This window comes from Syntrophotalea acetylenica, assembly GCF_001888165.1.
GTDB lineage: Bacteria > Desulfobacterota > Desulfuromonadia > Desulfuromonadales > Syntrophotaleaceae > Syntrophotalea > Syntrophotalea acetylenica.
Map to the genome: position 1 here is coordinate 356,241 of NZ_CP015455.1, position 18,970 is coordinate 375,210.

General features: G+C 57.5%; 18 protein-coding genes and 2 pseudogenes. 19 read left to right on the forward strand and 1 reads right to left on the reverse strand.

Annotation, left to right across the window (positions count from 1 at the left end; genetic code table 11):
- Positions 1-244: 244 nt before the first annotated feature.
- From mshL to A6070_RS16405, 6 genes and pseudogenes are all read left to right on the forward strand, one after another.
- Positions 245-1,393 (forward strand): annotated as a pseudogene (gene mshL, locus A6070_RS01640) (pilus (MSHA type) biogenesis protein MshL); the annotation flags it as partial.
- An 86-nt stretch (positions 1,394-1,479) separates the two neighbouring features.
- Positions 1,480-1,530: a hypothetical protein gene (locus A6070_RS16645; RefSeq protein ID WP_407058538.1), complete on the forward strand. Its 51-nt coding sequence runs from the start codon at positions 1,480-1,482 to the stop codon at positions 1,528-1,530.
- A 241-nt stretch (positions 1,531-1,771) separates the two neighbouring features.
- Positions 1,772-3,556 (forward strand): GspE/PulE family protein, encoded by a 1,785-nt coding sequence (locus A6070_RS01645; protein WP_072286759.1) that lies wholly within the window; start codon positions 1,772-1,774, stop codon positions 3,554-3,556.
- Positions 3,528-4,754, forward strand: a complete 1,227-nt coding sequence (locus A6070_RS01650) for a type II secretion system F family protein (protein WP_072286760.1) — start codon at positions 3,528-3,530, stop codon at positions 4,752-4,754. The genes A6070_RS01645 and A6070_RS01650 overlap by 29 nt, the downstream gene beginning before the upstream one ends.
- Positions 4,755-4,759: 5 nt before the next feature.
- Positions 4,760-5,290 carry a hypothetical protein gene (locus tag A6070_RS01655; RefSeq protein WP_072286761.1) on the forward strand — a complete coding sequence of 177 codons (531 nt, stop codon included), beginning with the start codon at positions 4,760-4,762 and terminating at the stop codon, positions 5,288-5,290.
- A 205-nt stretch (positions 5,291-5,495) separates the two neighbouring features.
- Positions 5,496-5,903 (forward strand): type II secretion system protein, encoded by a 408-nt coding sequence (locus tag A6070_RS16405; RefSeq protein WP_083558622.1) that lies wholly within the window; start codon positions 5,496-5,498, stop codon positions 5,901-5,903.
- A gap of 105 nt (positions 5,904-6,008) precedes the next feature.
- Here the strand turns inward: A6070_RS16405 and A6070_RS01665 are convergent, their stop codons facing one another.
- Positions 6,009-6,494: an arsenate reductase/protein-tyrosine-phosphatase family protein gene (locus tag A6070_RS01665; RefSeq protein ID WP_072286763.1), complete on the reverse strand. Its 486-nt coding sequence runs from the start codon at positions 6,492-6,494 to the stop codon at positions 6,009-6,011.
- Positions 6,495-6,717: 223 nt separating this feature from the next.
- Here A6070_RS01665 and A6070_RS01670 point away from each other — a divergent pair, with 223 nt between their 5' ends.
- From A6070_RS01670 to A6070_RS01730, 13 genes and pseudogenes are all read left to right on the forward strand, one after another.
- On the forward strand, positions 6,718-8,127 hold the full coding sequence (locus A6070_RS01670; RefSeq protein WP_072286764.1) for an MBL fold metallo-hydrolase RNA specificity domain-containing protein: 1,410 nt from the start codon (positions 6,718-6,720) through the stop codon (positions 8,125-8,127).
- A 176-nt stretch (positions 8,128-8,303) separates the two neighbouring features.
- Positions 8,304-8,558, forward strand: a complete 255-nt coding sequence (locus A6070_RS01675; protein ID WP_072286765.1) for a GlsB/YeaQ/YmgE family stress response membrane protein — start codon at positions 8,304-8,306, stop codon at positions 8,556-8,558.
- 126 nt (positions 8,559-8,684) lie between these two features.
- The gene (locus tag A6070_RS01680) at positions 8,685-9,164 is read left to right on the forward strand and encodes a DUF456 domain-containing protein (protein WP_072286766.1); all 480 of its coding nucleotides are present in this window, start codon (positions 8,685-8,687) and stop codon (positions 9,162-9,164) included.
- 335 nt (positions 9,165-9,499) lie between these two features.
- Positions 9,500-11,247, forward strand: a pseudogene (locus A6070_RS16650) (DEAD/DEAH box helicase).
- 1,248 nt (positions 11,248-12,495) lie between these two features.
- On the forward strand, positions 12,496-13,482 hold the full coding sequence (locus A6070_RS01690; protein WP_072286767.1) for a hypothetical protein: 987 nt from the start codon (positions 12,496-12,498) through the stop codon (positions 13,480-13,482).
- Positions 13,483-13,602: 120 nt separating this feature from the next.
- Complete coding sequence (locus A6070_RS01695; RefSeq protein ID WP_072286768.1) at positions 13,603-14,670, forward strand: 2,3-butanediol dehydrogenase; 1,068 nt, start codon at positions 13,603-13,605, stop codon at positions 14,668-14,670.
- A 105-nt stretch (positions 14,671-14,775) separates the two neighbouring features.
- The gene (locus tag A6070_RS01700; protein ID WP_072286769.1) at positions 14,776-15,114 is read left to right on the forward strand and encodes a hypothetical protein; all 339 of its coding nucleotides are present in this window, start codon (positions 14,776-14,778) and stop codon (positions 15,112-15,114) included.
- A 66-nt stretch (positions 15,115-15,180) separates the two neighbouring features.
- Positions 15,181-15,483: a DUF6506 family protein gene (locus A6070_RS01705; RefSeq protein WP_072286770.1), complete on the forward strand. Its 303-nt coding sequence runs from the start codon at positions 15,181-15,183 to the stop codon at positions 15,481-15,483.
- Between the two features lie 81 nt (positions 15,484-15,564).
- Positions 15,565-16,056, forward strand: a complete 492-nt coding sequence (locus A6070_RS01710) for a VOC family protein (protein WP_072286771.1) — start codon at positions 15,565-15,567, stop codon at positions 16,054-16,056.
- Between the two features lie 104 nt (positions 16,057-16,160).
- A complete protein-coding gene (locus A6070_RS01715; RefSeq protein ID WP_072286772.1) occupies positions 16,161-16,970 on the forward strand; it encodes an SDR family NAD(P)-dependent oxidoreductase in 810 nt (269 codons plus the stop codon).
- Positions 16,971-17,151: 181 nt separating this feature from the next.
- Positions 17,152-17,367, forward strand: coding sequence for a putative quinol monooxygenase (locus tag A6070_RS01720; protein ID WP_236718899.1), 216 nt, complete (start codon positions 17,152-17,154; stop codon positions 17,365-17,367).
- A 56-nt stretch (positions 17,368-17,423) separates the two neighbouring features.
- Positions 17,424-17,762: a DUF190 domain-containing protein gene (locus A6070_RS01725; RefSeq protein ID WP_072286774.1), complete on the forward strand. Its 339-nt coding sequence runs from the start codon at positions 17,424-17,426 to the stop codon at positions 17,760-17,762.
- Between the two features lie 143 nt (positions 17,763-17,905).
- Complete coding sequence (locus A6070_RS01730) at positions 17,906-18,784, forward strand: transporter (RefSeq protein WP_072286775.1); 879 nt, start codon at positions 17,906-17,908, stop codon at positions 18,782-18,784.
- Positions 18,785-18,970 lie beyond the last annotated feature (186 nt).

Below are 18,970 nucleotides of genomic sequence, written 5' to 3' on the forward strand. Positions count from 1 at the left end.
TGGTGCTCCGGACCAAAATGGCTTTGCCGAGGAACCGCGTTTCGATGTGGCCGCCAAGGATACGCCGGCACGGGAATTTTTCATGGGGCTGGTGGAGGGAACGCCCTACAACATGGTGGTGCATCCATCGGTTTCGGGCAGTATATCCCTTGACATGAAAGGCGTAACCATCCCGGAAGTGATGGATGTGCTGCGCGATGTCCACGGTTTTCAGTATCAGGCGAACCGCACCGGTTTTCAGGTCATGCCCGATACGCTGCAGACCCGAATCTATCATGTCGATTATCTCAACCTGGTGCGCAAGGGGCTGTCCCAGACCAGGGTCAGTTCCGGCCAGGTCAGCGAAACGGCCGGCAGCGACGAAGGCAGCAGCGGCAGCGATTCGCGGCGAAGAGGGCGCGAGGATGGCGCCGCCATGGTCTCGGGCAGCCGCATCGATACCGAATCGAGCGCCGATTTCTGGAGTGAACTGGGACTCGCCCTGCGTACCATGATCGGCCAGGACGAGGGGCGGCGGGTGGTTGTACAGCCCCAGGCCGGCGTGGTAGTGGTTCGCGCGCTGCCAGAGGAATTGCGTACCATCGAACGCTATCTTTCCGCCATCCAGGGCAATCTGCGGCGTCAGGTTATTCTCGAAGCCAAAATTCTCGAAGTTGAACTGGGCGATGGCTATCAGGCCGGCATTAACTGGACGGCCATGAGCGGTGACGTGACGGTGGGGCAGACGCGGGGTGATATTTTCGCCGATAACGGCATGGCCGAGGTCGTTGGCAGTGATGGTGCAGCCATTGCCTCCGGCCTGGCTTCTGGCGCCTTCGGCGGGGTGTTCAGCGCTGCTCTGAATTTCAAGAACTTCCAGGCTTTTATTGAACTGCTGGAGACGCAGGGGGATGTGCAGGTTCTGTCCAGCCCGCGGATCGCCACCGTCAACAACCAGAAAGCCATGATCAAGGTCGGGTCCGACGAATTCTTCGTCACCGATGTTTCCAGCGACACGGTTACCGGCACCACTACCACCACTTCACCCGACATCACGCTGACGCCGTTTTTTTCCGGCATTGCGCTGGATGTTACGCCCCAGATCGATGCGGATGGCCGGGTTACGCTGCATATCCATCCCACGGTCAGCGAAGTCACGGACCAGACCAAGAACATTACCGTCGCCGGCCAGACGCAGAGTCTGCCGTTGGCATTCAGCACGGTGCGGGAGTCCGACAGCATCGTTTCGGCCGACAGCGGCCAGGTGGTGGTGATTGGCGGGTTGATGAAGGACCAGGTGCAAAAGCGTGACGCGGGCGTGCCGCTGCTCGGCCGGTTGCCGGGCATCGGCAGTCTGTTTCGTCAGACCCAGTCGGTGTCGCGTAAAAGTGAACTGGTGATTCTGCTGCGGCCGATGGTCGTCGAACCCGGCACCTGGGAACAGTCGCTCGACGCGTCCCGGCAGCGTTTTAAAAGCCTCGGCCGGGATTTCGACATGCAATGGCGCGGCGGCCGCTTTGCGCGGCCTGTCCAGTGACAGGCGCCCTTTAAGTTGGAGGGCGCGGCTGGTAGCGGCAAGACCCTGAGCTGCCGGCATTTGCTGGATGGGGCTTGGCATCGCTCTTGAAGGATTCTGTTCAAAAAGGCAGGCCTGTCAAGCTTATGACCGGGCCCTCGCTCGGGGCGGTTTGCCCGACGGCGTGCGAGCCTGCGTCCGCCAGCGGTTGCAGGCTCTGGCGTAGAGGCCCTGCGGCGACACTGCCGCCGCAACGGGTACGGATGGGGATAGAACGTGACGGTACGCAAAAAAATACGCATCGGCGAGCTTCTGGTCCAGCACGGCATCATCAGCGAGGAACAGCTGCATCTGGCGCTGGCCGAGCAGAAGCGCACCGGCAGCAAGCTCGGCCACACGCTGGTCGAGCTGGGTTATCTGAGCCTGACCGGCTTTCTGAAGTTTCTCGGCCAGCAGTTGCAGATTCCCTTCATCGATCTGCGTCACTATCAGTACAAGTCGGAGACGGTGCGCCTGCTGCCGGAAATCTATGCCCGGCGGTTCCGCGCCCTGGTGCTGGCGGAGGAGCGTGACGGCCTGCTGGTGGGCATGGCCGATCCGACGGATATTTTCGCTTTCGACGAGCTGCGGCGCATTCTCAAGCGGCCCGTGAAGCTGGCCGTGGTCGGCGAGGATGAACTGCTCGATATCGTCGACCGCATCTACCGTCGTACCGACGAAATCATCCACATCGCCGGCGAACTCAGCGAGGAACTCGGCGAAGGCGGCATCGACCTGGAGTCGTTGCTGTCGGGCAGTGATGTCGAGGACGCGCCGGTGGTGCGACTGCTGCATACCCTGTTCGAGGATGCCGTGCAGGTCGGCGCTTCCGACATCCATATCGAACCGGATGAAACGGTGCTGCGCATCCGGCAGCGCATCGACGGCCTGCTGCATGAGCAGGTCATGAAGGAAAAACGCATCGGCGCGGCGCTGGTGTCGCGGTTGAAGCTGATGAGCGGCCTCGATATCTCCGAACGGCGCCTGCCGCAGGACGGGCGTTTCAATATCCGCGTGCGCGGCCGCAGCATCGACATCCGCCTCTCGACCATGCCGCTGCAATACGGCGAGTCGGTGGTCATGCGTCTGCTCGATCAGTCCGGCGGCCTGTTGAGCCTGGAACAGATCGGCATGCCGGACACCATGCTGCAGCGGTTTCGCACCCTTGTTCAGCGGCCCCACGGTCTGGTACTGGTTACCGGCCCGACCGGCAGCGGCAAGACCACCACGCTGTACGGTGCTCTGAATACCCTCAACGACGCCGGCAAGAAGATCATCACCGTCGAGGATCCCGTCGAATACCGCCTGCCGCGCATCAATCAGGTGCAGGTGCAACACCGCATCGATCTGTCCTTCGCCCGCATACTGCGGGCCGCTTTGCGGCAGGACCCCGACATCGTCATGGTCGGCGAAATGCGCGACCAGGAAACCGCCCAGATCGGCCTGCGCGCCGCCATGACCGGCCATCTGGTGCTCTCCACCCTGCACACCAACGATGCCATCAGCACCGCTCTGCGGCTTCTGGACATGGGCGCCGAAGGATTTGTGGTCGGCAGCTCCCTGCTGGCCATTTTGGCCCAGCGTCTGGTGCGGCGCATCTGTGAAAGCTGCGTCGAAGACGATCCTCTCGATGCCGGACAGCGCAGCTGGCTGGCCGCCATGGTCGGGCCACAGTCTCTGGGACAGCGGTTCAGACGCGGCGCCGGCTGTCCCCGCTGTCACAATACCGGCTATCACGGCCGCATCGGTGTTTTTGAGCTGCTGCGGATCGACACGCCGCTGGCCGATGCGCTGCGGCGCAGCGACAGCGCCGGCTTTGCGCGGCTGGCTCGCTGCCAACCGGGATTTGTGGGGTTGTCCATGGCCGCTTACGACTATGCCTGCCAGGGGATCACCAGCATGGAAGAAGTGCTGCGTGTCTCCGGGCAGCTCGAAGACCTGGATCCTGTTGCCGGCGATCCGGCCGGTTATGTACTGAATGAGGATGGTGAGCATGCCCCGGTTCCGATACCAGGCACGTAGCGCCGCTGGCGCACTGCTCGAAGGGACCATGGAGGCGGTAAACGCCGCACTGGTTGCCGACCAGTTGCTGGCGAACGGATCGACGCCGGTGCGCATTGCGGAAGAATCCGGCAACACCCCTTCGCCTTCGGTTTTGACCTGGCAATTCGGCGGGCGGCGCATCAACTCCGCAGACCTGATCCTGTTCTGTCGTCAGATGTACAGCCTCACCAGGGCCGGGGTGCCGCTGCTGCGGGCCCTGCGCGGCATGACCGAATCGGCCTGCAAGCCGATCATGGTGGAGACCCTGCAAGCGGTACTGGAGGATCTCGAAGGCGGCCGCGACCTGTCCGGGGCGATGCGGCGGCACCCCGGGGTTTTTCCGCCCCTGGTGGTCAACATGATTCAGGTCGGCGAAAGCAGCGGGCGGCTCGATACATCGTTCAGCGAGGTCGCGACCTATCTGACCCGCGAGAAGCAGACCGCCGACCAGATTCGGGCGGCGCTGCGCTATCCGACGTTTGTGCTGGTGGCCATCTCCGTGGCCATCGCCATCATTACCCTGTTCGTCATACCGGCTTTCGAAAAACTGTTCAGAGGACACGGCGCCCAATTGCCTTTGCCGACCCGCGCCATTCTTGGCATCTCCAACTTTGCCGTGTCCTGGTGGTGGGCCATCCTTATCGCCCTGGTCGCCGGCTTTTTCAGCTGGCGCGCCTGGGTTCGCACCGAACGGGGCGCAATGGTCCGGGACCGGTTCAAGCTGCGCCTGCCGGTGGTTGGCAGCATCATCCATCGGGCTGTTCTGGTGCGCTTCGCACGGGGTTTCGCCATGGGCTACGGCGCCGGGATGCCGCTTATCCAGTCCCTGACCCTGACCGCCCAGGCGGTGGGCAACAGTTACGTGCAGCAGCGCCTCGGCAAGCTGCGGCGCGGCGTCGAGCACGGCGATACCCTGACGCGCAGCGCCGCCGCCAGCGAGATGTTTACCCCGCTGGTGCTGCAGATGCTGGCGGTCGGCGAGGAGGCCGGCTCCGTCGATACCATGCTGCTGGAGATCAGCGACTTCTATGAACGTGGGATTGAATACGACATCAGCCGCCTGTCCAGCGCCATCGAGCCGATCCTGATCGTCATCATCGGCGCCATGGTGCTGGTGCTGGCTCTGGGCGTGTTCTTGCCCATGTGGAACATGGCCAGCGTCATGCGCGGGGGCTGAGGCGCATGGCGAAGCCCAAAAGTTCCCGGTATCAGCGCCGCTGGACCCTGCGGCTGTTCGAATGGGGTGTGCTGGCCTGTGTCCTTCTGATTCTGACAGGGGTGTTTCTGCGCAAGGTTCGCCATCTGCAATGCGAAGCCGAGCGGTTCGCTGTGCAGGCCACCATCGACAATCTGCGCACTGCTGTGCTGCTGGCTTCCGTATTTCACAAAGAAAATGAACGGGCCTGCCGCAATGCCCGGCCGTGCGGCAATCCGGCGGCACTGCTGACGGCAGAAACGGGCCTGGCGCCGGAAGGCTACCGGGGAGCAGCGGACGACGTGGATCCGGCCGCAGTCGCTCCGGGCGCCTGGTATTTCGACCGGGCAACAAAGACGCTGATCTATCGGGTGCGCTGTGCCGAAGGCTTTCAAAGCCCCCTGTCCGGACCGGCGCGGCTTCGCCTGTGTCTTCGCAGGGCGCACCCATCCACCACAAACGCCATGCCCCTGGTCGTTGAACCGTGCGAGAGCTACGCGTGGGGGGACTCAGATTAACCGAAGGCATTTTTATCAGGGTTTAGAAAAAGACGGCATGTTTTTGGCATTTTTTATGAAAATTATATGATCCTATGTCCATACATGTCAAAAATATGGCTTATATGAGAGCCTTTTCGGAGGGTTGTTGCTGTCCTTCAGGCGAGGACAGAAGCCAGCCTTCTTATTTTTAACCATGTTTTTGAACACATCAAAGGAGAGAAACGTGAAAAGTCAGAGTGGTTTTACCCTGATCGAGCTGGTGGTGGTGATTGTAATTCTGGGGATCCTGGGGGCGGTCGCCGTACCGAAGTTCATCAGCATGGAAGCAGAGGCGGCGCGCGCATCAGCAAAAGGCATTGCCGGTGCGTTGACTTCCGCGTCAGCCATCAACTATGCACTTTACAAGGCAAATCCGGACTCGGCCGATGTCGTTGCGGTAAATAGCTGCGAGGACGTAAAGGTGTGCGTCGAAGGCGATGATCTGGATAGTAATTTTGAGATCGTTGCAGATACGGCAATTGCAGCAGACACAAATGTCGGGGATTGCTCAGTCAAGTATGTGAATGATGAATCGATTACGGCCTCTTTCAAGATTTACCGCACGGCGGCCGCCGATCCCGTCACTCCCTGATATGTTATGCGCCCCCTCCCGCTGTTCGGCGAGCGGCTGGGAGGGGGACGAAAGTACCCGGTCTATCCATATTGTGCCTGTCCGGGCATGTACGTTGCGATCGCTTCACGGTTTGTCAAGCGATACTTCCCTGAAAAACCGCACCAGCACATCTTTGATTTCATCCCTTGCTTTTCGGTAGGCTTCCCTGATCTCATCATCGCTTCCCAGTGACCGCGACGGGTCCAAAACGCCTGTAAGGTACACTCTTCTGCCGCCATGGCTGGTCTGTTGCAGGTGGGGGCAGACGGCATTGCAGCGCCCGCAGTAACTCGTGGCGCCGTGGAGCAGGCACTTTTCCCCGGCGTCGCCCAGCAGCGTGATTACATAGTCGAAGGTTTCTTCGGCGAAGTCCTCCTCCGCTTTTGTCATGCAGTCGGTAACGGCGATGCCGATTTCGGACAGGACCGCTATCAGGCGTGGATCGACGGGTGCGGCATCGGCCGCGGCGGCCGAGGCGTGGACCCGATCCCGCAGAAAATGGTTGGCCAGCCACGCGGCCATTTGCGCGCGGCAAAAGCCGTGGGTATCCAGAAACAGTACGCGTATCATGGCCTTCTCCGTTTTGGTATGCTCCGGGGGAGTGTTTCCCGGCAGTCTGTGCCGCGTTGCCTGGCCCTTTCTTCTGCAAATTACGGACCCGGGCCCGTCAAGAGCGGCGGGTTGATGCGACAGCCCCCGCGGAGCATGGTAAGCTTGACTGAACGGAGGGCGGTCCCCTGCGCAGCAGGCGAGCCGCACATGCCTGTTATTTCATGACTCACGGAGGGAGACCATGAATATTACCTTTCACGGCGCGGCGGGCACAGTGACCGGTTCCCAGCATCTGGTCGAGGTCAATGGCCGAAAAATCATGCTGGACTGCGGGCTGTTTCAAGGCAAGCGAAAAGAAGCTTTCGAGCGCAACCGGCATGAATGCTGTCCGGCCGGGGAAATCGACTGCCTGGTTCTGTCCCATGCCCACATCGATCATTCGGGTCGCATCCCCTGCCTGGTGAAAAACGGTTTCGATGGCAACATTTTCTGTACCTCCGCAACCCGCGATCTGTGCGAAGTGATGCTCATGGACAGCGCCTTTATCCAGGAAAAGGATGTGGAGTTCGTGAATCGCCGTCGCCATAAAAAAGGGCAGCGGCTTTTCGAACCGCTTTACACCCGGGGGGACGTGACCCGTGCCATGCAGCAGTTTATCGGGATTGGCTACAACCGGCGGCATCAGCTCCTGCCCGGCATACACCTTACCCTGGTCGATGCGGGGCATATGCTGGGCAGTGCGCATGTCCTTCTTGATATTGACGACAATCAAACCGGGCGTCAGCGGCGGCTCGTGTTCAGTGGCGATATCGGCAGACCGGGCATCCCCATCATCCGAGATCCTGTTCCCATCACAGATGGCGCCGATATCCTGATCATGGAAAGCACCTACGGCAACCGGCTGCACCCTCCCTATCCCGAATCGGAGCGGGAAATGGAGCGCATCGTCAATGATACCGTCAAACGGGGCGGTTCGCTGCTGATCCCGGCGTTTGCCGTCGGTCGAACCCAGCAACTGGTGTATACTCTGCACAAGTTGCACAGCAATGGGCGGATTCCCGATCTGCCGATTTTTGTCGACAGCCCCCTGGCCACGCGAACCACCGATATTTTTCGCCTGCATCTGGAGCTTTACGATGCCGACGTGCGTGAATTTCTGCTGACGGACGATGACAACGACCCCTTCGGATTCGGCCGTCTGCAGTACACCATGGCGGTTGCCCAGTCCAAGGCGCTCAACAGCCTCAAGGTGCCGGCCATCATCATCAGCGCCAGCGGCATGCTGGAAGGGGGCCGCATTCTCCACCATCTTCGAAACCGCATCAGCGACTCCCGCAACACGATTCTGATCACCGGCTGGCAGGCGCCCAATACCCTTGGGCGGCGTCTGGTGGAAGGGGAACAAACGGTGCGCATATACGGCGAGGAGTATCCGTTGCGGGCGCGGGTGGAAACTCTGACCGGTTTTTCCGGGCACGCCGACCGGGAAGGTCTGCTGGCGTTTGTCCGCAATATGAACAACAGGCCGCGGCATACATTTGTGGTTCATGGCGAGGAGGAATCCTCTGCAAGTCTGGCGCAAGCCTTGCGGGACGAGTTGAATCTGGACAATGTAATTGTTCCGGAGCCTTTGCAGTCGTTTCCGTTGTAACCCAAGGCTCGAACTGTCCCGTTGCCAGCGCCAGGACCTTTCGGCCGTCATGACAGATGGACACCCCTGGCGGTTGCGATCAGTTGATATGAAACAGGGATTTTAGAGCTTGTACGTATCCTGCAGCTTTGCACGGGCCGGGTCGGTGCCGGCCTTTAACCTAAGGGAGGCAAGATATGAGCTGGATCATGGCATTGATTATTGGCGGAATCGTCGGCTGGCTGGCGAGCATCCTTATGAAGACCAATGCACAGATGGGAATGCTTGCCAATGTGCTTGTGGGCGTGGCGGGTTCGATGCTGGGTTTCTGGATTGCCGGAGTGCTTGGCATGTCGGCTTCCGGCGGCATTATGCGCTTCATTGTCGCCATTGCGGGAGCATCGCTGCTGATCTTTATCCTGCGCAAGCTGGGTTTATTCGGCAAAGCGTGACAACCGGGCGAAGACAGGGCGCCGGCCCGACCGGTTGCCGTTGCCGGCGCCTTTGTTGTTACCTGTAGCGGTGCTTCTCCGGGCGGGGTAATGGGACCCTGTCCTGCAAGGGAAAGACGTGGCATCATGACCATTTTATTATGGTTGTTGGCCGGATTGCTGATTCTGTCGGGGTTGGCAGGGATGATTCTGCCGGCGCTTCCCGGACCTCCGCTGCTGTTCGCGGGCTTGTTCTGCGCCGCCTGGGCGGAAGATTTTGTCTATGTCGGCTGGCGGACCCTGATTGTTATGGGCGGTTTGGCTTTGCTGGCGCTTGCTGCCGATTTCATTGCCGGAGCCTTGGGCGCAAAGCGTTTCGGGTCCTCTTCCAGAGCCATGGTCGGGGCTGCCGTCGGGGCTCTGGTCGGTCTTTTTTTCGGGCCACCGGGCCTGATTTTGGGGCCTTTTTTCGGCGCCATGGCCGGAGAACTCACCGCGCGGACCGATCTGCGGACCGCAAGCCGGGCCGGCGTCGGCGCGGTGGTTGGCCTGATCGTGGGCACCGCGGCAAAAATGGCTCTCGCCATCGCCATGATTGGTTTGTTTCTCGCGGTGCGTCTGTTCTGACAGGCCATCGGTTCTCCAATAAACCCGAAGCGATGTCGATTTTAGGCTGGATTTTATGCCTGAATTCTGCTATGTTGAGCGGATTAAAGCGGCAGTGGTCGTTTAATCGCTTCCAGCTATTGTTGCGAAGGGCCTGGCCTTGAACGGTCAGGCCCTTTATGTTTGCCTCCATGACCTGTTCAGGAGGAAACATCCATTGGGAAAAGTGCCATCTTCCGGGGGAAAAGGGAGCGATGGCATTTCGGGCGGCCAGCAGGGTCGCCAGGTCATCGACCGTACCTTTGTTTTTTGCCCCTTGCTCCTTCCATCCGGGCTTTTTCCAGACAGGCTTGCTCATGAGTGAAGAAATCCTTACCAGTTTTGCAGATTTATCCCTGGCTCCCGAAATCAACCGGGTCATTGCCGAGATCGGCTATGAGACGCCCTCGCCGATTCAGGCGCGCAGCATTCCGCCCCTGCTTGATGGGCGCGATCTTCTCGGACAGGCTCAGACCGGTACCGGCAAAACGGCTGCTTTTGCGCTGCCGTTGCTGAGCCGCCTCGATCTTTCGCTGAAAAGTCCCCAGATCCTGGTGTTGGCTCCGACCCGGGAGCTGGCCCTGCAGGTGGCCGAGGCCATGCAGACCTATGCCCGGCACCTGAAAGGATTTCAAGTACTCCCCGTTTATGGCGGTCAGAACATGGGACAGCAATTGCGCCAGCTGGAGCGTGGCACCCATGTGGTGGTCGGGACGCCCGGACGTATCCAGGATCACCTGCGACGCGGCACCCTGAAGCTGGACCGGCTGTCCAGTGTGGTCATCGATGAGGCCGACGAGATGCTTAAAATGGGCTTTATCGACGATGTCGAGCAGATCCTCCAGCATACCCCCGCGGATCGTCAGACGGCCCTGTTTTCCGCTACCATGCCCACCGAAGTGTTTAAAATCGCCCGTCGTCATCTGCGCAACCCCATCGAGGTGCGCATTCAGGCCAAAACCTCGACCGTCGATACCATCAGCCAGCGATTCTGGCAGGTCAAAGGGCTGCACAAGCTCGATGCTCTGACCAGGATTCTGGAAGCGGAAGATATCGATGCCATGATCGTCTTTGTCCGCACCAAGGTCGCCACTGTGGAACTGGCCGAAAAGCTCGAAGCGCGCGGTTTTTCCAGTGCTCCCTCAACGGCGACATGACCCAGGCGTTGCGGGAAAAAACCATCGAACGTTTTAAGGGAGGCAGTCTCGATATTGTTGTCGCCACGGATGTGGCGGCGCGCGGCCTTGACGTTCAGCGCATCAGCCACGTGGTCAACTACGATATCCCCTACGACACCGAATCCTACGTGCATCGCATCGGCCGCACCGGCCGTGCCGGCCGCGAAGGGACCGCGATTCTCTTTGTCGCGCCGCGTGAACGCCGCATGCTGTCGGCCATCGAGCAGGCAACACGGCAGAAAATCACTCCCATGAAGCTGCCGAGCCGGCAGGATATTACGGATCGGCGCGTCGGCCTTTTCAAGGAACAGATCCTCAACGTCATGCAATCCCAGGATCTCGATTTTTTCGAAGATTTGATCGACAATATGCAGGCAGAATACGATGCCGATGCACGCAAGATAGCCGCTTCGCTGGCGTATCTGCTGCAGAAGGATCGCCCTCTGATGCCCGAAGACGCCGGAGAGGAGTTGTGTCCGGAAGCCGGCACCATGCCCCGCGAAGCGACCTCTCGCTGGTCCGATGAGGGCTTGCAGCGCTATCGTATCGAGGTCGGACGCATTCATGGTGTGGAGCCCGGCCATATCGTTGGCGCTATTGCCAACGAAGCCGGGATCAGCAGCCGGGATATCGGACAGATAAAAATTCAGCACGATTTCAGCCTCGTCGACCTGCCCGCGAAACTGCCCGAATCTGTTTTCCGGCAGCTGCAGACGGTGTGGGTTTGCGGCCAGCAGCTGCGGCTGGTTGCCGATACGTATTCGAGAACAAAGCAGGAACGTCCACCCAAGCGCCGTTCCGTCGGTCGCTCTTTTGAAAAGCCCAAGGGCAAACCGGTGCGAAAGAATTTCTCCGGCGCTAAGCGTCAGGCAAAGAAACCCTTGTAGCATTCTCCTTTTTTCTCAAGATCGAGCTAGTTTTCATCCGGAAACGGCCCTTTTCCGCCATGGCGGCGTCAATCCGCAGGCTTGCTTGTGCGGCGTACCGATGTATGCCTCCGCGCAACCCCTTGATTTCCTTGCCACAGCGAAAAATTGCTCGTTTCCCATATGAAAACTACGCTGTATCCATCCGGAGTTTCCGGATGGATACGAGCCAGCAATATTTGCCATGCGTTTTTTCAAGAATGCCCGGCCTGACATTGGCCGGGCATTCTTTTTGGGCTTGCCTGTCCCTGCGGTCTTGCCTCGCGCCGTCGGTTGCAGAGGGTTGCTCAGAGAGGTCCGGCGGGCTGCGGTCTTCAGGGGCGTATTCGAAAAACCGGACTCCTGTTTGTAGAACATTGGTTGCCATGTCTGGAAGGAACCCGTTCTTTGCGGGTTTGCCGGCGCCCGATGTTTTCCCGCGATCCGTTTATGAAATCTTTCGGCCGCTTTTACATTCACGCTTTATGCGACGCATCCACCAGGCGGAGTTTGCTTTTGGAACAGGTGTCAAAATGGATCACCCTGAAAACAATATAATGTTTCCTGGCGCTTGACATTCGTCAGCGACGTTGCTGGTTCGACTTTTTGAAATCATAAAGCATTCTTCAAATTATCAATGGTTTAGACGGCGTATACTGGTCTGCAGGCACTGTCCGGAAAATTTTTTTATTCACGAAAAAACGTCTGGTACAGGGGCTTTTCAAAGTAATACATCTGTCTCACTTCGACTTATCCGTCTCAAAAGTATCTCTCCTGTCGCCTTGCTTTCAGCCCCCCCACCGCCTGCCGCCGGTGTATCCGATTTTTCGAATATTTATGTAATTGCAGGTAAAACAACAGTTTGAAAACATCGTTTACGAAAATTTTTCATAGAGGATGATTTGGTACAACCATTGCGGAACAGGTTGCACAGTAAAGCTGTTTTACAAACGTGTTTCAGTCAGGGTGCATTCGGCATGCACCGTGACGGCGGTAAGGTCTGACCGGTTGGCCAGAAGTTGATTTTCCCGTTCGGGTGTATTCCACGAAAGGAGGCTATGGGGGGTGTCTCGGATTATGACTGTATGGAGGAGGTTTATGCGGTTGGAGAAAACAAGGGACAGTTCATTATTGGAATGTGTGTTCTGATTCGCGCAAGTCTGGAGCCTGGCGGTTGAGCGTTCTGACGCTCAATCACTCGTGTAAACGTCTAGCAAAAGGAAGCTTTACATGGAACCTTATAGTCTTAATACCCTTTTGATAGTTTTTGGTGGCGGCATTATCGGTACGGCACTGGGTGGCCTCTGGGCGATCATCCTTTGCGCCCTTTTCGGGCTGATCGGTTGTGGCATTCTGCTTTCGGGCGGATCCGATTTCGTGCTGGCGCAGATCGCATTCGGCCCCATTTTCGGCCCGCACACCGGTGGCTTCGGCGCGGCACTGATGGCCGGTTGCTACGCTGTGATGAAAAAGAATCACCCCGGTGGTTCCGCCAAGGATATCCTGAGTCCGTTGCTGCATACCTCAGGCGACGTGCTGCTGATGGGTGGCGCTCTCTCGGTTGTTGCCCATCTGGTTCTGCAGGTGGTGGTCAAGATCCCCATTGTCAATCAGTCCGACGGCGTCGCCGTGACCCTGGTGCTCATGACGTTCCTGACCCGTGCGATATTCCTCAAGGAAGGTCCCCTGGGGCAGGCTTCCTCGATCAAGGAGCATGGCCTTTTCGGCACCAACAATTACGCGATTTCCTGGGCTGGCTGGCAGTCTCCCATGAGTAAAAACATTCCCATGTCTTTCGGGATGGGGCTGCTGTCGGCAGGTCTTGCCTGGGGCTTCAAGATGCAGCTCGACCCCCTCGTCGAAGCCGGGACGGTCTCGGGTCTGGGCGGATTCCTCGCACCGCTGGTCATCGGCTGGATACTCTGTATCCTGATTCTCCTGCCGCTGCAGGTATCGACTGGCACGATCCAGCAGGTGCCGATCATGCACTGCATGGCGATCATCGGCGCCTGGGCGTTCATGCACACCGGCTCCATTTTGCTGGGCGGCATCGTTGCCGTGATTGCCGGCATGGTGCAGGAAGCCTGCGCACGTCTGTTCTACAACCATGGCAGCTCGCATATCGACCCGCCTGCCGTGGGGATTATGATCTGTACCCTGCTCATCAATCTGGCGATGAAGCCGGAATTCCTGAATCTGGCAGCCCTGTTCAAATAGGGGATTTCTACTAAACAAAGCGCCTAGGCGCTACTTCTGAATCTGGCAGCCCTGTTCAAATAGGGGATTTCTACTAAACAAAGCGCCTAGGCGCTACTTAACTCGGAAAGGATCAAAGAAATGGCTCAAACGATGAAAGCAGCCGTATGGCACGCCAAAAAAGACATCCGCGTAGAAGAAGTTCCCGTGCCTGCAGCCCCCGGGCCCGATGAAGTACAGGTTGAGGTAGCGGTTTGTGGCATCTGCGGTTCCGACCTCCACGAATATCTGGCCGGTCCGATCTTCATTCCTACCGCACCTCATCCTCTGACCGGCCACTTTGGCAAGACCATCCTTGGTCACGAGTTTTCCGGCAAAGTCGTTGCCGTCGGCTCCAATGTCACCAACGTGCGGGTCGGCGATCTGGTCGCTCCCGACGCCTGCCAGCATTGCGGTACCTGCGTTACTTGCCGTGAAGGCCGCTACAACGTTTGTGAAAAGCTGGCCTTTACCGGTCTGATGGCCGATGGCGCGTTCGCCAAGTATGTCAACATTCCTGCCAACATCTGCTACGTCGTACCTCCCGGCACCGACCTGGACGCCGCGGCCCTGATCGAGCCGATCGCCACCGGTTTCAAAGCCGTGCGCCTGGCTGGCTCCATTCTCGGTAAAACCGCTGTAATCCTCGGGTCCGGCACCATCGGCCTCGGTACCCTGCAGTGCGCCAAGGCTGCCGGCGCCGGTCAGGTCATCGTGATCGAGATGTCTGCTGCCCGTAAGGAGCTGGCCAAGAAGTGCGGCGCCGACGTGGTTCTCGATCCCAGAGAGTGCGACGTGGTTGCCGAAGTCAAGAAACTGACCAACGGTTCCGGTGCCGACGTCTCCTTCGAGTGTATCGGCAACGTCAAGACCGGTCCTCTTGCCATCGATCTCATTCGCAACAACGGTACTGCGATGATCGTCGGTATCTTCGAGGGCCCGAGCGAATTCAACTTCTTCAGCCTCAGCGCCACCGACAAGAGGGTCATCGGTACCCTGGCCTACACCGTGGACGATTTCCAGGGTGTCTGTGCTTTGCTGAACAACGGCGCGATTAGTGCCGAGCCGATGATCACTGGTAAAATCGAGCTGGACGATATCGTTGAAAAGGGTTTCGAAGAGTTGGTCAACAACAAGGATGCCCATATCAAGATCCTTGTGAAGCCCTGAAAAGTGTGATGGAAAGCTCCGCCGGGGAAACCTCCGGCGGAGCTTAATCTCTGACCAGAGATCTGCAATACGGACTTTGGAAACGGGTTGGCAAGAGGACAAAAAATGAACAGCCGAATAAGCGACGACATACTGGAACGTCTCGTTGCCTACGAAAAGTATGTAGGGAAACTCTTTGCCAGGGCTGCGCGCAAGCGGTGGCTGGAGATTAACAGCGAGGCTGTGGAGGATTACGAGAGGCTCAAGGCCCTGAAGGCTGAAATAGCTTCCATCGTCGATCTTGCCTTTATCCGGTATGGGGTTGAACAGGGCCTGATGAGGGATGACAGGAACGCGCCCATGTCCGGTCTGGATGAAGACCTCGAAGCCCTCGCCGCCCAGCTGTCAAGTTCACAATGGGTGGATTCCTGTCGCAGCGCGGACAGGCTGGCTTTGGTCAGATGAGGGTTATCCGGGGGAGTGCGGTCGTTCTGTCCAAACGGTTCCTCTAAATCAAAGAAAGGCTCTGTTATGGCTCTTAAAGCTGCATTCATTTTTATCGGTCCGAGTGCCGATCCGGACAAGCACCGCAGTGTCGTCAGTACGCCCGGCGTGGAGCTGACGGTGGTCGGGGTCAGCGACTACGCCGCCGCGGAAAAGGTGGCCATCGCCCTGGTGGACGAAGGGGTTGTCGCCATTGAACTCTGTGGTGGTTTCGGTCATGCCGGTACAGCTCGCATTGCCAGGGCGGTGGAGGGAAAAGCCGCTGTCGGCGTGGTGCGATTCGACAGCCACCCTGGCCTGGGGGGCAAGAGCGGCGACGAGATCTTTTAGGCGCATGTCCGGATTCTGGTTTTTTCCTGGTCTGTTTCTTCCCGATGACAAGCGCGGCATCTGCTTTTAAAGGAGCGTTAAATGAAGCCTCTGTATAACAAAGTGCTGCAAGTGGCGATGGTCGTCAAGGACTGCGATGAAGCGGTGAAAATCTGGGCCGACAAATATGGCATCGGCCCCTGGAATATCTATGAATTCAATCCCGATACCGTCAACGACATGATCATCCGGGGCGAGAAGGTTGATTATGCCATGCGTCTGGCGCTGTGCGATATCGGCGGCGTTCAGTGGGAACTGATCGAGCCGCAAGACGATAAAAGCATTTACGCGGAGTTCCTCAAGGAAAAGGGCGAAGGTCTGCATCATGTTGCCTTCGGCACCGACAACTATCAGCAAGCCGTCAAGTTTTACAAGGATCAGGGGCTTCCCGTTCTGCAGGGTGGCGAGTGGTCCGGGTTGACCTATACCTATCTCGATTCGCAGAAAGATCTCAATCTGATTGCCGAAATTTACGACCTGGTGCCGGATTTCAGCTGGCCCGAGCCTCAGGCCGTTTATCCCCCGGAGCAATAGCCTGGCAGGGACTATAGCAGGCCAGACTGGGTATATTTTGCTTGTTTTCCTTTTGATAGGGGTATTTTGCCCGGGTTTTCCAACCAGAAAAAAGGAGCACGGACATGAGCGAAAAGAAACTTGCAGGTAAGGTTGCAATTGTAACGGGATCGGGCCGTGGCATCGGCAGGGCCATCGCCATGCGGCTGGCGGCCGATGGGGCTGCCGTGGTGGTAAGCGATGTCATGGCGGACAACATGAACAAGGTTGCGGCCGAGATTGAAGCTGCCGGCGGCAAATCACTGGCGGTTGCCTGCGATGTAACCAATGAGCAGCAAGTCAATGCCCTGGTGGAAAAGGCTGTAGCAAAATTCGGCAAGCTGGACATCATGGTGGCCAACGCCGGCATCGGCATCGTCAAGGTCGGTCTTGACCATACCCCCGAGGATATCGACAAGCAGCTTGCCGTCAACGTGAAGGGCGTCATTCTTTGTGACAACGCAGCCGCCCGGCAGATGATCAAGCAGGGCCATAAAGGCTATCTGGGCAGCGGCGGCAAAATCATCAACTGCGCCAGCATCGCCGGTCACGCCGGTTTTGCCTTTCTGCCTGTCTACAGTGCTTCCAAGTTCGCCGTCCGGGGCTACACGCAAGCTTTTGCCAAGGAAATGGCGGAAAACAAAATTACGGTCAATGCCTACTGCCCCGGCATCGTCGGTACCGATATGTGGGATCTTATCGATGAAAAAATCGGGGCCTACACCGGTGCGGCCAAAGGTGAAACCCTCAAGGCCTATGTTGACAGCGCCATCCTTGCAAAAGAAGTCGGAAAACCGGAGCAGGTTGCCGGTTACGTATCCTTTGTCGCTTCCGATGATGGCGATTACATGACCGGCCAGTCGGTCATGATCGATGGCGGGATTATCCTGGTATAGAGTTCTATGACTCCGGGGGCAACCCTGACGGGTGCCCCCGGGATCTCTCCCGCGTTTCGATGCGGCCGTCATCGTCACCAGCGTGAAAGGAACCTGTTTTGAGCGGAAACAAGCTGTATATCGTGGCCAAGTTCACGGCAAAGCCGGGGTTGGAAGAGGTTGTAAAAAAGAGTTGACGTCATTGCTGGAGCCTACGCGTGCCGAAGCCGGCTGCATCAGTTACGACTGTCATCAATCCCAGGAGAATGCCGCGATCTTCGTGTTTTACGAGGTGTGGAAAAACCGGGAAGAGCTGGATAAGCACCTTGGCATGCCTTATCTGAAGGCGTTGCTCGGCAAGGTGGATGAACTGTTCGCCGTGCCCCCCGAACTGCACTTTTTGAACAAACTGGGCTGACTCTTTCACCATTTTGTCAATGTGTCCAACCCGTCACCTTGAACTGAGGAGGTATTATGAGCGTTGAAGGTAAGGCAAAAATATTGCGGATTTTTCTTAACGAAAAAACCAAGCTCGGCAACGAGCTGGTGTACGAGGCGATGGTTCAGGCTGCCTTCAAAAAAGGCATAGAAGGGTCCATGGTGTTTCGCGGAGTCGAAGGATTCGGATTCTGTTGCGACCAATGCCGTACCATTCATGAAGGCATGACGATTTCCGTCAAATGTCAACCGATGGTTATCGAATTTATCGATACCGAAGCGAAACTCAATGAGCTGCTGCCGATTTTGAAGGGCATGCTCAAAACGGGCGCCATGATCATGCAGGATGCGGATATCGTATTTAATCAGGGCTGATACTAGCCCGGTTGTTCCCTGAGAAAGGTCTGCCCATCCGAAAGGAGGTATTGAAGGGTCAGACAATCATTTTGCATTACCCGGTATGGTTTGTTCGAGGAGATACTTTTGCAGGAATTTCTAGCACATTTGATGGAGGTGGTATGATGGCTATAAGGAACAAGATTCTGTCCATGCTGCTGGTCACGTCATTTTTGATGATCGGCGGATTGTCCATGGCAACGCGGTCTTTCGCCGATGCGATTATTCCGTACAGCGTTATCGGAACAAACGAATACAATCTGCCTGTCGGTTTTGACAAACCGATCAATCTTCTTCTTTCCTACAACGTCTGGTCGAATATTACCGACTATCATGGGGAAGACGGGGAAAATTACGATGCTCTGCTTTCCGTCAATAAGTTTGCCCGACTCTTTACCATCGACGGCCTTGAGAACTGGGGCTTTCTGTGGGAAGGCGTTGTCGGCTTTGGCGGTTTGGGCTTCGAGAACGGGGACAGCTTGAGCGGTCTGATCGATCCGCAGACCGGTATGGTGGCCTGGACCAAGCCCATCCCGAGCTGGACCCTTTGTTTTGAATACTGGCTGCATCTTCCCTGGGGATCCAACGAGCTTTCCGATGGCTCCGTCAATCACACCCTGACCATGATGAACAACCATCAGCTTTTTGATGGCAAATTCGTCATCGACTGGGACTTCGGTTACAAGATGCGTGGTGACGGGAGGAAGCTGGGTACCAAGTACGAATATGGCAACTCGCTGTTTACCAACTGGGTTTTCACCTATAAGCACAATCCCTGGGTCAATCCCAACATCCATTTCGACTGGGAATCCGGCGGTTCCGGCAAAAACAAGAGTGCTGATACTGATCTCGCTTCCTACGATCGCATGCAGCTCGGTATCGGCAACAGCATGAAGATCACCGATCGCCTGCTGTTCGATATCTGGTACAGCTATGGTATCGACGGACGGAACATTGCCCGGACCAACAACGTTTATACCCGCTTCATCTGGAGTTTCTAGGGTTTTCCGGAAAAGTCAGGAAACCATCTGCATGGCCTGAAAACCTCCCCCCAGATCGCCGGGGGGAGGTTTTTGCAGGCAGGGTCGGCCACAAAACAATGGGGTTTGCCGATTTCAGCCTTGGTAAGTATTTCGGCAAGGCAGATAGAGGCTTGCAAATATTGGGTGTTGCATGGATGTGTCTTA